This window comes from Bacillus sp. CH_70, from assembly GCF_038007045.1.
GTDB lineage: Bacteria > Bacillota > Bacilli > Bacillales > Bacillaceae_G > Bacillus_A > Bacillus_A cereus.
The window spans coordinates 3,014,985-3,028,218 of sequence record NZ_JBBOWL010000001.1 but is presented as its reverse complement, the minus strand read 5'-3'; the positions used below and the strand labels follow the sequence as shown (position 1 = coordinate 3,028,218).

Sequence of the window (13,234 nt, the reverse complement as noted above, 5' to 3'; positions counted from 1 at the left end):
TCGCTCCTATCTATGTAATAACCGAATCATACTGCTTTTTTTGTCATTCTCACTAGTGTAAAAGTGTCATATGACAGTTCTAAATGATGTTAAAAAGGGGAGAGCAGCTTACTTCTGATTAAAAAAGATGCTTTTATCCCGCTATTTACTGGGCAGTAAGACTCCCACCTCAAAATTCAGCGTTAGGTGGGGGGCGGGCTGCCGGTAAACGCACGATTGGTGAAGGCTAATAATCAGTGGGGGATGAACAAAAACCTGCTGATTAAAGTTTCACTTTATTAATCCTCACAAAACAATCCCGTTCTTACATCTGCAAGAACGGGATTGTTTTGTACTTTTATTTAATATGAGATGGACTTGTTTTTCGAATATGAAAAATAATATCAAATTGCTCAAACAATGAAGTATCAAAATACACCGAACTGTTCGGGAGGATTTGTCCCCCTATACTTAGTAATGGTCTTTTTGCTTTAACCCATTTTTCTGCTTGTCCTTTAAGGTGACGGTTATCCAATAAAAACATTTTATATGGCACTTTTCCGAGAGTATAATTGAAACTTTTTACATCTTGTGGAATAGTGTCGGTTGTAATCTTACCTCCAGTGGAAGGATCATATTCGCTGTATAAGGTAAAATTCCCCTCCGTAGTTGTACTACCAATTGTGACATAATTATTGTCTAAACGTTCCTTCAAAAACTGCCCCGCAACATAAGGGTATAATTTCTCATCGATAATTCCTTTAGCTATATGAATATTGTGTGCCCATACCATCGTTTTACCACCAAATGTCTCTTGTGCCCACATTGCATGATCGGCCAAGTATTGTTCATGTAGTTTTATTATACTTGGATAGTCGTTAGGAAGTAGCATTGTGGTAAATTTCTCTATTGCACTTGCCGTTGCTTTCGCCCAGATGTACTCGGATGGGATTATTTCTGTGTTGGCTTGCTCATTCTCATCTTTTAGTAATCGGGCTACTCTCTCAGCGTTTGCTTTAAACTTCTCTTTTCTTTCAGGAGCAAGTTTCATATATTCCTGTATACTTCCAGTAAAAGAAGACAATTCTTTATAATTTTCTTCTACTTCTGCCAGCAAATCTGGTCGATGGAGCCTTACATAATCAATTACTTTATTAAAGCTACCTTGGTCCAATGCCTTTAAGTCGAGCCCAATAAATTGGATCTTTTTTTTATTGGATGGATCAGCATTATAATCTTTCATCCACTCAATCATGGCTATAATTTCATCAGTAGGATATAACAATTTTAAAAATTCCCTAGGGTTTCCTTTTCCTGTTTGGATATATTCATTTAGTTTTAAGCCGTTTCCCCAATCTTCTTCCATTGCAAAATTCGTAAAACCCATTTCAGTAACCAAATATTTCACAAGGCGAAACTTCATAGTAAAAATTTCAGAGCTTCCATGAGTATTCTCTCCTAATCCTACATATTGCGCGTTCCCAATCATTTTCTTAAGTGGTTTTAAATCTTCAAATGGTTTTGACGGCTCTATCGTTTTTAATGGGTTAGCCTGTGATTGTATTGATTTAACTATATTTTTTTGGACTGATTGACCTGAATTTTCGACTGCTACAGTTTGAGCGTTTCCTACTTCCGCGCATCCTGTGACTAATAAAGCTGTACTAACCATTGCAATCATTCTTTTCTTATTCATTTTTGCCCACCTCAATTGAATTATTTTCAAAAGCAAGATTGATTCATGTACTTGCACGAATCAATTGCTTTAATTCAATTGTTATTTATTCCATATCATATTTTCTAGTTACATATTGTCATAAGATTAATTGACACAAGTCATAGGTTAATCATTACACTTTTGTACTATCGGCTATGACAGTTTATAAATAATAATTAAATTGTTGAATCGCAAGTAAGACTAGATTATGAATTTGGGAGGGATTTTAAAGATGAATGATCTGTATGTCAAAATATTTTTATTCTAAGTTGTAGCTGTTGAAATGACAGGAAGTAAATTTGATAAACAAATGAATAAAAGGGGAAGGGCGGATTACAATGTTATTACACGGAGAAGCATTCCACAATAAAGATAAAATCCAACGTGCTAAAATAGGACTTCAACTCTTTCTAAGTATCTTAACCATTACTTCTATTATTCTAAATGTAGTAGTAATGATTACTAAAAGTATGCCGCTTATTGTGGTATATATGTTTACCCCAGCATTTTCTTCTATTTTGACTCGCATAATATTGAAAGAAGGGTTTAAAGATGTATCTTTTAGTCTCGGTAACTTAAAAATATGGAAGGGGATTGGTTTTGCTCTGCTAATACCTATGATTATTTGTGGAATTACTTATTCTATCGCCTGGTTGAGCGGAATTGCGAAGTTTCAGCCCCCGCAAGGTGGTATGCTAGAACCTATTTACAATATACTTGGATTTCAGTATCTACCGATACCATTAAGTTTCATTTTTATAGTAGTATTGAGCGGAGTTTTAGGAAGCTTGCTTAACTTAATCCCAGTTATGGGGGAAGAAATAGGATGGCGAGGTTATATGCTCACAAGGCTAATCGATGCAGAGTTTTCACGTCCCATTCTTATTAGCGGATTAATTTGGGCAACGTGGCATGTTCCAATTGTTATTGCTGGTCTATATGTAGAGGGAACATCTGCCCTACTTTCAGTACTTGGCATCTATTTTTGTATTGTGCCATTCAGTTATATTACAGCTTATTTACGACTTATCACAGGTAGCGTTTGGCCTTCGGTTATCATTCATACTACTTGGAATGCCATTATTCAAGGACCTTTCGCACGTGCAAGTACAGGAGATCAAACTGAGATTTGGATTGGAGAATCTGGTTTGATAACCGCTATTATTATCTTGGCTACTGCAATAATTATGTCTCGAATCGTAAATTTTACTAAATAGCATACGGATTTGTTTTAAATTCAATTAGTGTAATATGACGAGGCTGAAATAAGATACTCCTAAAAATATTAGAAAAAATCTAGTTGAACGGACTCTTACTTAATCTTAGGCTGCTGGATATATGGAAGGCATCAAGCTAAGGGTTTAATTTATAAAAATAAACTTGATTGTCATAAAAAAATAATGTTTTTCATTTAAAGGCTATGAGATGAAATTTCATCATCTTCATCACATTAGACCTTCAGGAAATAAAAAGTTAAACGATTATACAAATACTCTAACTGAAAAAACGATAGTCCTTTTATCAAAAATGTAGAAGGACTATCGTTTATTTTTTTTACAAAATTAGGGGTTGATGTTCATGAAAATGGATAATATAATTCGTATTTTACGTAAAGAGAAAAATTTCCCCCTAGAATATTAAGCTAAATATCTTGGTGTGACGGTTAATTTAAGTTTCACTTTATGACTTGTAAAGGGCTGTTCAATGCATCGTACTATTAAAAAATCTAAATTAAATCATTAAATTGCGATAAAATGTGGTCGGAAATAATGAAATTTTAGGAAAAATAAGGTACACTAGTCTATGATTTTAGTTGAAAATCGTTTGACGTTAATGCATACGGGGGAAAGATTGATGAACAACAATACAACAAATGAATCAGTTGAAGAAATTGATCAAAAACGAGTAAGATCAAAAAAACGTTATACAAATTGGAAGTTTATCGCAGCGGGTATTGGTGTAATTGCACTTCTTATTGGGGGAATGAGTTATTATCAGGCAACTCACTTCAATTCGAATGTTACAATTAATGACACAAAAGTTGGTGGTCTGAGCGCTGATCAGGCAATACAGAAATTAAAGACATCTGGACTAGCAAACAAAGTCTATGTTGATCAACAACAAATTTTAGATGAAAAAGATACAAAAACGGAACTTACGGAAAAAGATTTGCCTCAAGTTAAGAAACTATTAAAAAGTCAGTGGACATTTTTCCCTTCCTCAAAGGGAGAAAATTATTCATTGCTACCAGAGAAGGCAGATCAGTATCGTAGTGAAACGATGAAAAAACTTGTAGAAGAAACGCTCATCTCTATGAATGAAAAATTAAAAGCGCCTCAAGATGCTATGGCGAAGCTAGAACAAGGGAAAATTGTTATTTCGAAAAGTGTTGAAGGAAAACAGTATGACGTTACTAGTCTACTGAAAGATTACGATAAGCAAAAATATAAAAGCGAAATTCATCTGAAGTCTGCATACATAAAACCTATTAAAGAAGACGATCCGATTGTCAAAAAAGAGGAGAAAGCACTACAGAATCTTCTTGGGCAGTCTGTTGAGTATAAAGTGCAGAATGAAGTTTATCCTTTAAAAGCGAAAGATTTAATTCAAAATGCTTCTATGTCAAAGGATATGAAAGTTACAATTGACGCGAGCGACATTAAGAATAAAATTACTGAAATTAATAATGCCAAATCAACATTAAATAAAGATTTCTCATTTAAAACGCATTCTGGTTCAGTCATATCAGTAAAAGGGCAAGGCTACGGCTGGGCACTAGATGTTGAAAAAGAAACTAAACAAGTTCAACAAGCCTTTGAGAAAGGCGAAAAGGCGCTTTCTGCTTCTAACATTCACGGAAATGGTTGGGAGAAGGAAGGTATCGGTTATAAAACAACAGCGAATAATGGCATCGGAGACACGTATGCGGAAGTTTCAATTGCAGAGCAACAAATTTGGATTTATAAAGATGGGAAATTAGTCGTTACAACAAATGTAGTAACGGGTAAACATAGCACGGGTGAAGATACATCACCAGGTGTTTGGTACGTTCTATACAAACGAACACCATACACGCTAAGAGGTAGCGCAGTAGGGAAAGCTGATTATGCGGTTAAAGTAGATTACTGGGTTCCATTCACAAATAGCGGTCAAGGATTCCACGATGCCGGCTGGCGAAAAGACTGGGCAAATAATGCTTATTTAACAGGTGGATCAGGTGGGTGTGTGAACCTTCTTCCTAATGTTGCAAAAACTGTATATGATAGTTTGAACACGTATGATCCAGTTATCGTGTACTAGAAAATAGCTACGTATCAAGAAATAAACAAAGCAGGAAATCTTATCTGATGGTATATGAAAAAAACACCTCTTGCATTCGCATACTAAGTGTGCAAATGCAATGGAGGTGTTTTTGTTTGAATACAAGAGTGTATTGCTTATAAGAAACAAAGTAGAAAGAGATTAAGAATAAGTATTCAAATAATCAATAAAATTGACAATGAATATCATTTTCACTTAATATAGAATCGTCGCATTTAATTAGACATGAATTTTTTGTTAATATAATAGATTTCTATTAAGTTGTCATATTTACGAACTATCATTAAATATTTTAAGAATTTAAACGTAGGAAAGGGTAATATAAAATGAACTGGAAAAAAGGCGGATTATGGGTTATTATTTTTTTCGTTGTAAAAGGCACGATTTCTACACTTTTAATCGTTACAGGTGCTAAATATTTTGATTTATCATTTATGCAACTTATCTTATTAATTCTGACCTTATTAGTGATTTCTCTAATAAGTCGTAAATTGCTGTATAGACATAAACAAAACAAAAAGCAAAAAGAGCTAAATATATAATGAAGCCCCAGAGACCGTTGGATTTCTGGGGTTTTATTTCGATCGTTTTTTCCACATGTACATCAACTTAACGGAACAGGTTGTCCAAAACGATAAAATCGATGATGTTTAAAATGCGTCAATTACTTTTATATAAGGGTTGAAGAGAGCTTTTGAATCAATCTTTATTCTGAAGCGACAGACGTGCATAAATTATGCTTGTTTTTCAATTGGTAGTTTAAATGTAAAAGTACTGCCTTCTCCTAATTTACTTTCAACCGTAATTTCTCCTCCATGTAGTTCGACAATCCATTTTACCATCGACAATCCTAAACCTGTGTTTCCGATGTTTGAAGATGTTCGTGCTGCGTCAACTCGATAGAAGCGGTCCCATATTTTAGTAATATGTTGCTCGCTGATGCCGATGCCATTATCGGAGACTTTACCTATTATGTTGGTTTCATCACGGAATAGTTGCATATGCACAGTTCCGCTCGCTTTACTATAAGCAATCGCATTCGTTAGTAAATTCATTAATAAACGCATCATCAATGTTTGATCTGCTTTAATAAATAGGTCTTCCTCTATATTAGTTGTTATATCAATCGAAGCTTCTTGAACCATTAATGAAAGCTCTTCTACAACGATTTCCGTTAATTCACTCATATTGATACATTCAAATTGGAAAGTATTATGGTTTCCTTGGTCAGCTCGTGCTAATAATAAGAGTTGTGAGATTAGAGCGGACATTTTACGTGATTGTTTTAAAATTACTTCTAACGATTCTTCCATTTCTTTCGGATTATTTCTCTGCGATAAAGCGTATTCGCATTGCGAAATAATAACAGATGTTGGTGTTCTTAATTCATGAGATGCGTCAGATGTAAATTGTTTTTCACTTTCGAATGATGTCTCCAATCGCTCAAACATTTTGTCAAAGGTTTGTGCTAAATGATACATTTCGTCTTTCGGTGAACCTTGTAAATTAATTCTCTTCGAAAGGTCTTTACCATCACCAATTTTACTGGCGGAATCACTCATTTGTTGCACAGGTCGAAACGCCCTTTGCGTAATAAAATATCCTCCGAATGCCGCAATAAGAATAAGTAATGGGAATGAGATGATTGTTACCACGATAAGCGTATTCATCGTTGAGGATAATTGGTTCATAGTCATTATTCCACGAACCCAGACTTGCTCATCGCCGCCTGCATTATGGAGAAAATCATATACTATCCATTCTTTATTGCCGTCTTTAATGGTTTGTATTTCATCGGATTTAAGCGATATCTTTTTATTAAAGCTTGTTGGACTATGTCCTACCAACAGCTCACCTTGTTTACTATAAATACTAAGATTTACTCCATCTTCTAAGGTTTCAAAATCATCGTCAATCTTTAACTGCCCATGCTTATATTCGATATCTTCCATGCTTTCTTTTACTGTGCTCTTTAATTGATCTTTCATATTAAAAAGCAAAACTTTATCTGAAGAAGTTAAAATAAAAGCTAACACGAGTGCCATAATAATTACAATTAGCCCCGTATACCACAGGGTCACTCTCATTTTTATTGATAGTCTTTTCATGATTCTACTCGCAATACGTAACCAGTTCCGCGCACTGTATGAATTAACTTCGTTTCAAACTGGCTATCAATTTTTTTACGAAGATAGCGGACGTAAACATCAATAATATTCGATCCGCCTTCATAGTCGTAATTCCACACATGTTGCTCAATTTTATCTCGTGTCAGCACAACTTCTTTATTACGAATCATATATTCTAAAATAGCAAATTCTTTACTGGAAAGAGTGATAACTTGGTCTCCTCTTGTTACTTTATGCATATTGCAATCTACCACTAGGTCAGCGATTTCAAATACATTAGATGTATTTCCTGTTTTTCTTCGCATTAACACTCGAATTCTTGCTAACAGTTCATCAAAAGCAAACGGCTTTACTAAATAATCATCCGCACCTAAGTCGAGTCCTGTTACACGATCATCAATTGTATCTTTAGCTGTAAGAAGCAAGACAGGAGTTGCATTATTGTCCGCGCGTAATCTTTGTAATACGCGTAAACCATCTATTCCGGGAATCATAATGTCAAGGACAATCAAATCGTAGGTAGCCATGTTTATATAATCCAGGGCATCTTCTCCATTCCCACATGCATCGACACTATAATGTTCTGCATTTAATCGTTTCACCAATATATTTTGTAAGTCTTGTTCATCTTCGACGATAAGAACTCGCATTAACATTCTCCTTTTTTTCTTATTAATATGTATCACTATAATTCCAAAACATTAAAGAAAGATTAGAAACTAGTTAATTATATCATTTTATCCCGCATTAACGGGCAGTAAGACTACTCCCTCAAAATTCGATGAATGCGAGGGAGTTAGGTAGGGATTAACTGCCTGTAAAAGCCTTCACTTTATTTTTTTGTACATTAATCTTCCTTTAATGTTTGTTCGGTAATATAAAGGCAAGGATAAGGTGCACATGTAAAGGGAGGAAAACAGAATGGGAAAATGGATGCTGATTGGAGCAATGTCCTGTTTATTGTTATCAGCTTGTTCTACTCAAGCTGATAACAATACAGAAGTACAACAACTGAAAGTGGAAAATGATAAATTGCAAAAAGAAGTCGCTCAACTACAACAAGAACCAAACAAAACACAAGCTGCTACAAATGATAAGAAGCAAATACAAGATTTCAAAAACGAAGTCACATCTATTGTAGAAAAGGCAAATAAAACAAAACCAGTTGGAGCAAAAGAAGAAAACTTAAATACGTACTTAGCAGCAAAAAAAGAAATTGACCAATTGGATGACAAGATAGATCTATCTGATAATCAGCTAGAAGCAGATTATCGCGCTGGAACGATAACTGTTGAACAATATCAAACGCAAGAAAAAGAACACGATATACTAGAAGATCAATTAGAGCAAGCAGAAAATGCACTTGAAGCAAGATTTGGAATAGATGATTAATCATTAAGGAGTGGATGAAAATGTTAAAACATAAAAAGAAAATAATTATAAGTGTAATTGCTATTTTAGTAAGTGGTATTGCTATTGTTAGTGGATATTATGGCATGGGTTACAATTATGCAAAAAAGAATGAAAACTACACAGAGAAACAAGTTCGTGAAATTTCTTTAGCTCATACAAATGGAGAAATTATTAATGTGAAAAAAGAATTCGAATTAGAAGATGACAACTTAGCACAATCAAAATTTGAATATGAAGTGGAAATCAAGACACCTGATAATCTGTTAAATATTTTAAAAGTTAGTACTAGAACAGGTACAATAGAACTCAATAATGAAGATTAAATAAATATCGCGTATTTGAAAAAACTCCGAACAAAATTTGTTAGGAGTTTTTTCATGTTTATACTTTACTATTTTGAAATGTAGAAAATCTTCATACTTCTACAATCTATATAAATGGCTCAAGCTTCACATCTTATGAATTCCTTGAAGCGCTAAACCTAAGCAAAATAATGAACTATCCTATGGAAGAAAGTTGAGGGAGCTAATCGCATATGTTTTATTGAAAGGATGTGATTGAATTATGGAACGGCCGAATTGGGGAATTGGAGGATTAGTATTTGTTGGCTGCATGTTTCTTGGCGGAGGAGTGGGGTCTATGTTAGGTGATGCCCACAATGGATGGCTAATAGGGATGGGCGCTGGATTTCTTGGTATGGCTTTAACGAGACTAATCAGAAAGTAATATAATTGGAATTCTTCTTCCGGTAAATAAGGAAATATGTATGTAAGTAATTAATGGCATAAGAGCTCTATAAATTATAGTTAGAAGCTTCTCTATTCTAAATTTCTCCATACATAGATATGATTCTCAAATCGGAGAATGGCACCTTAAGGTGTCTTTTTTATGCTCTTTAAAAATGTCTTAACATATATAGCCGAGTTAATTTAAATAATCAAGAATAATTGAGCTAATAGCTTTCGGTAGATTGTCATCATTTTTTTTTATAGATTAGATTCATTACCGTTTCAGACCTATGTATTCATTCATAACCTAACAGTAAAAGGGGGGATGATTAAAGGTATGGCGTTTAATGATGAATTAATTTGTCAACAGTTTGCAAGAATTATCGGCGGGCAAGAAGGATTCGCCGGTGGGAAATGCGTGGCAACAATAAACAGGGATGAAATACGAGCAACAATCTTGGGAAAACGTTTTAGAGTAACAACTTCCTTTTCATTCGAATCACGAGACAATAAAACTGGACGGGCATTATGCCTAGGCCGAGTAGCACTCTTACAAAAAGAAGTCACTGAATTTGTGGCGACAATTATTAAACAAGGAATAATTGTTTCGTCTATACACAATGAGTGGTTATGTGATGATCCAAATTTGATTTACGTTAATATCGAAGACGTTGATGATCCACTAAATTTTGCAAGAAAAGTGAGAAGAGCGTTATGCACGTAATCAATTTCTTTAGTTAAACGAGTGATTATATTAAATTGAAAAGTTCAGCGTGTTGGATGGTTTTATAAAACGAAAGAAGGTGTTTCATATTTGGAATGCCTTTTCTTTATGTTTTCGTTACTAATGTGGATGGTTAACGGATTATATGCTGTTTCTCTTGCAACAGCAAGAACTGGACGAGGTATCTTGAAAGGTGTTTGACTATTTGTAGATACCATATTTTATCAAATGTTATTAGAATATCATAAAACGACAGGGGAGAAATCGCCAGAGAAATACGTCAGATTAGTTATTCCTGCTATAATCTAAGGGTGCGATTTTGTTTTCGAAAAATAATAGGTAAATCATTTGACAATTAAAATAATCTACTTTAATATATGTGCCATAGCATATATATGGTGAAACAAATACATTCATTGTGAATGATTGACTGGTATGCTATATCCTTTTATATCTTAATTTATAGAGGTGATATATGAACTTACATGATTTAATAGGCTATCTTGTTCATCGTACTGATGTGAAAATGACCAATTATTTTACGAAGAAATTAAAGCCTTATGGAGTTACGCCAGAGCAGTGGGGGATCATTAGTGTTCTTTGTAGCCAAAGGAGCACTACTCAAAAAGAGTTGGCGGAAGCTATTGATAAAGATCAAACTACTGTTGTTAGAATGATACAGTCAATGGAGAGAAAAGGGATTGTAAAGAAGGCTTTGAATGACCAAGATAGGCGTTCACATAACCTTTTTTTAACTGAAAAAGGTGACGAATTAAAGAAAACAATCTTGCCTGTAGTGAAAGACGCTCACCATTTTGTTACGAGTAATTTGAGCGAGGAAGAAATTAAAGTATTACAATCGTTATTAAACAAATTGTATGATACACACTATTAATATTTGTTCCTTATTGATGCTATGCTATTCATAAGGAACAAACTTTGTTTTAGATATTATATATGCTGCAGCATATAATTTCTGTTTGTTTGGACGAATGGGAAGATAACTTTATTTTGTATCATATTTGATTCAGGTTCACTTTTTTGCCTAGTACCAGTCAAATTTCCGTATTATATATGCTATAGCATGTAATTTTTAGCCCTTTAATATGGAAAAGGGTAATGTAAATGGAAGCGACTTCCATGCGGGTAATCTCAGGAAATAGGGTAAAGGTAGTGACTACTACCTGAACAATACTGATTTTTTATCAAATAATAAGAAAGGTGTGATTACTATTTTAATTTTCATCAATATTGTAAAAGTAGTGTTGTTTCTGTTCTTTTTAATGACAGGAACGAAAATTATATCCGGGAAAATGGCAGATGAGTTCAAACGATTTGGTTTACCTTCGTTTTTTAATTTCTTAACTGGAGCTTTTGAGATTGTAGGAGCGATTGGAATGTTGATAGGAATCTGGATTCCAACAGTAGCTTTATTAGCAGGATTGTTATTAGGCGGTACGATGCTTGCAGCCGCATTAACTCTAATTGTATTAGCGAGAGATCCTTTTAAGAAAGCAATACCTGCGCTTGTTTTGTTTGTCCTTAGTTTAGGGGTAAGTTTGTATCATATTTTTTTAACATAACTGAAAACTATTAAACTTTCACTTTATGCGTTCAAGTTACTATCGTTTTGTGATTATGTTACAAATAGGGGGATTCTCCAATTAGTGCTTGAATAATAATAGCAATACGAATTTAGACATTACTATCATTCGAATCATAGTAAAAGAATGGGAAGAATTTTATATTAAAAATAGGAGTGAGTGAAAATGGCATATTTATTACAAGTTGATTTTCCGTTTGAAGGTCCTTTTGGTGAAGAAATGGAAAAAGGATTTTGGGATTTAGCAAATAGTATTAACGAAGAAGAAGGATTCCACTGGAAAATATGGACTGAGAATGAAGAAACAAAAGAAGCTGGAGGCATTTATGTATTTGAAGAGAAACAAGATGCTGAAAAATACGCGGAAATGCACAAGAACAGACTTGAAGCAGCTGGTGTTAAAGATATTAGAGTAAGAATTTTTAACATCAATGAAAAGTTAACTAAATTGAATCGTGGTTATATTAAATAATTCCGACAGTCGGAGCAAGCGTAAAAAGGAGGGGGGATAATCCCCTCCTTTTTTAATTCTTAAATTGATGGTGAGGGGGCTCGCATAAAAAATAAACCTAGTGCTATCATGAGACATTTTTTATTTGAACGATCTACAAGACTTCTTGACCAAATATTAGTAAACAATGTTGATAAAGCCTTAATAATATATAAACCAGAGACAGCAATTGCCGATTCTGTTATGTTAAGAACGATTAGGTTTAGAGCAATAATGTAGATTTTCGTTTTACTTTTATCTCAGCAAGTATAACACCGCTTAGAATAAGTAATGCTCCGATATACCCTTTGAGTGACAATACTTCGTTCATGAACAGGTATGCAAATAGTGCAGAAAATACAGGTTCTAATGAAAAAATGAGTCCTGTATGTGTCGGTGTTGTGTATTTCTGTGCCATCGCCTGAATGATGTAGGCAAAAGCACTGCAGAATATACTTAATACCAGTACAGCGATCCAACTTTCTTTAGTGGATGGAAGTTGCGGCTCTTCGAAAATCAGGGCAGAGAGTACGCCAAACCCTCCGGCAAATCCCAACTGAAGAATTCCAAGCTGCAATGTATTGGCCACTTTAGCCGCCCTTCCGGTGACAATAATATGAAAAGCATAAAAGAGAGCAGCGAGTATACAGAGTAAATCTCCAGAATTAAGTGTTAATTGATTATTCAAAGTCAGTAAACCAATTCCAGTCATTGCAACAAGGGAACTAATGATTAGTCTGTAGCTCAGTCGATCCTTAAACAGAACGATAGATAATAAAGGGATAAAGATTACGGTCAAACTGGCTAGAAAACCAGCATTTGAAGCTGATGTCGTTTTTAAACCTAAGATGACTGAAGCAGATACAACGAAAAGTAAAAATCCTAGAATAAAGCCGTATTTTAAGGTGACAAAATGAATTGAACGAAATTGTTTAAAAAAAACAGCAGCACAAACCAAAAAAGCAATACCAAAGCGTAATGCAACAAGAGAAAATGAAGGGACAGTTTCCAATCCGATTTTCATAAAAAGGTAGGAAGTACCCCAGGTCATTGTAACAAGTAAGATCATAAGATTAGCCTTTATTGGTTTCATTTTTAGTTCTCCTTTAAAATTTTTATGTACTTAGTTT

Annotated in this window: 14 protein-coding genes and 1 pseudogene; 10 read left to right on the top strand and 5 right to left on the bottom strand. The window is 34.2% G+C overall.

The window, feature by feature from the left end; all coding sequences use genetic code 11:
• Nucleotides 1-337: 337 nt before the first annotated feature.
• Nucleotides 338-1,675 (bottom strand): erythromycin esterase family protein, encoded by a 1,338-nt coding sequence (locus tag N2V79_RS15390; protein WP_001036229.1) that lies wholly within the window; start codon nucleotides 1,673-1,675, stop codon nucleotides 338-340.
• Nucleotides 1,676-2,034: 359 nt separating this feature from the next.
• On the opposite strand from N2V79_RS15390, the gene N2V79_RS15385 reads away from it, so the two are divergent.
• The 3 genes from N2V79_RS15385 (at nucleotide 2,035) to N2V79_RS15375 (ending at nucleotide 5,559) form a co-directional block, all read left to right on the top strand.
• Nucleotides 2,035-2,913 (top strand): CPBP family intramembrane glutamic endopeptidase, encoded by an 879-nt coding sequence (locus tag N2V79_RS15385; RefSeq protein WP_254488193.1) that lies wholly within the window; start codon nucleotides 2,035-2,037, stop codon nucleotides 2,911-2,913.
• A gap of 637 nt (nucleotides 2,914-3,550) precedes the next feature.
• Nucleotides 3,551-4,996 (top strand): L,D-transpeptidase family protein, encoded by a 1,446-nt coding sequence (locus N2V79_RS15380; protein ID WP_340720024.1) that lies wholly within the window; start codon nucleotides 3,551-3,553, stop codon nucleotides 4,994-4,996.
• 347 nt (nucleotides 4,997-5,343) lie between these two features.
• Complete coding sequence (locus N2V79_RS15375) at nucleotides 5,344-5,559, top strand: hypothetical protein (protein ID WP_001104104.1); 216 nt, start codon at nucleotides 5,344-5,346, stop codon at nucleotides 5,557-5,559.
• Between the two features lie 192 nt (nucleotides 5,560-5,751).
• Here N2V79_RS15375 and N2V79_RS15370 read toward each other — a convergent pair whose 3' ends face one another.
• Together N2V79_RS15370 and N2V79_RS15365 are read right to left on the bottom strand one after the other, a co-directional pair.
• Nucleotides 5,752-7,125 carry a sensor histidine kinase gene (locus N2V79_RS15370; protein WP_340720023.1) on the bottom strand — a complete coding sequence of 458 codons (1,374 nt, stop codon included), beginning with the start codon at nucleotides 7,123-7,125 and terminating at the stop codon, nucleotides 5,752-5,754.
• The gene (locus N2V79_RS15365) at nucleotides 7,122-7,796 is read right to left on the bottom strand and encodes a response regulator transcription factor (RefSeq protein ID WP_001264528.1); all 675 of its coding nucleotides are present in this window, start codon (nucleotides 7,794-7,796) and stop codon (nucleotides 7,122-7,124) included. The genes N2V79_RS15370 and N2V79_RS15365 overlap by 4 nt, the downstream gene beginning before the upstream one ends.
• 271 nt (nucleotides 7,797-8,067) lie before the next feature.
• On the opposite strand from N2V79_RS15365, the gene N2V79_RS15360 reads away from it, so the two are divergent.
• The 7 genes from N2V79_RS15360 (at nucleotide 8,068) to N2V79_RS15330 (ending at nucleotide 12,086) form a co-directional block, all read left to right on the top strand.
• Nucleotides 8,068-8,538 carry a hypothetical protein gene (locus N2V79_RS15360; protein ID WP_078400320.1) on the top strand — a complete coding sequence of 157 codons (471 nt, stop codon included), beginning with the start codon at nucleotides 8,068-8,070 and terminating at the stop codon, nucleotides 8,536-8,538.
• 20 nt (nucleotides 8,539-8,558) lie between these two features.
• A complete protein-coding gene (locus tag N2V79_RS15355; RefSeq protein WP_340720022.1) occupies nucleotides 8,559-8,882 on the top strand; it encodes a PepSY domain-containing protein in 324 nt (107 codons plus the stop codon).
• A 241-nt stretch (nucleotides 8,883-9,123) separates the two neighbouring features.
• Nucleotides 9,124-9,285 (top strand): hypothetical protein, encoded by a 162-nt coding sequence (locus N2V79_RS15350; RefSeq protein WP_043315290.1) that lies wholly within the window; start codon nucleotides 9,124-9,126, stop codon nucleotides 9,283-9,285.
• A 327-nt stretch (nucleotides 9,286-9,612) separates the two neighbouring features.
• A complete protein-coding gene (locus N2V79_RS15345; protein WP_000589730.1) occupies nucleotides 9,613-10,011 on the top strand; it encodes a DUF1259 domain-containing protein in 399 nt (132 codons plus the stop codon).
• 475 nt (nucleotides 10,012-10,486) lie between these two features.
• Nucleotides 10,487-10,906 carry a MarR family winged helix-turn-helix transcriptional regulator gene (locus N2V79_RS15340; protein WP_001048563.1) on the top strand — a complete coding sequence of 140 codons (420 nt, stop codon included), beginning with the start codon at nucleotides 10,487-10,489 and terminating at the stop codon, nucleotides 10,904-10,906.
• A gap of 331 nt (nucleotides 10,907-11,237) precedes the next feature.
• On the top strand, nucleotides 11,238-11,594 hold the full coding sequence (locus tag N2V79_RS15335; protein WP_024927972.1) for a DoxX family protein: 357 nt from the start codon (nucleotides 11,238-11,240) through the stop codon (nucleotides 11,592-11,594).
• Between the two features lie 186 nt (nucleotides 11,595-11,780).
• Nucleotides 11,781-12,086 carry a monooxygenase gene (locus N2V79_RS15330; RefSeq protein WP_000323765.1) on the top strand — a complete coding sequence of 102 codons (306 nt, stop codon included), beginning with the start codon at nucleotides 11,781-11,783 and terminating at the stop codon, nucleotides 12,084-12,086.
• A gap of 89 nt (nucleotides 12,087-12,175) precedes the next feature.
• Here the strand turns inward: N2V79_RS15330 and N2V79_RS15325 are convergent.
• Together N2V79_RS15325 and N2V79_RS15320 are read right to left on the bottom strand one after the other, a co-directional pair.
• Nucleotides 12,176-12,346 (bottom strand): annotated as a pseudogene (locus N2V79_RS15325) (MFS transporter); the annotation flags it as partial.
• A complete protein-coding gene (locus N2V79_RS15320) occupies nucleotides 12,328-13,197 on the bottom strand; it encodes a DMT family transporter (protein WP_000802594.1) in 870 nt (289 codons plus the stop codon). The pseudogene N2V79_RS15325 and the gene N2V79_RS15320, both read right to left, overlap by 19 nt.
• Nucleotides 13,198-13,234: the final 37 nt, after the last annotated feature.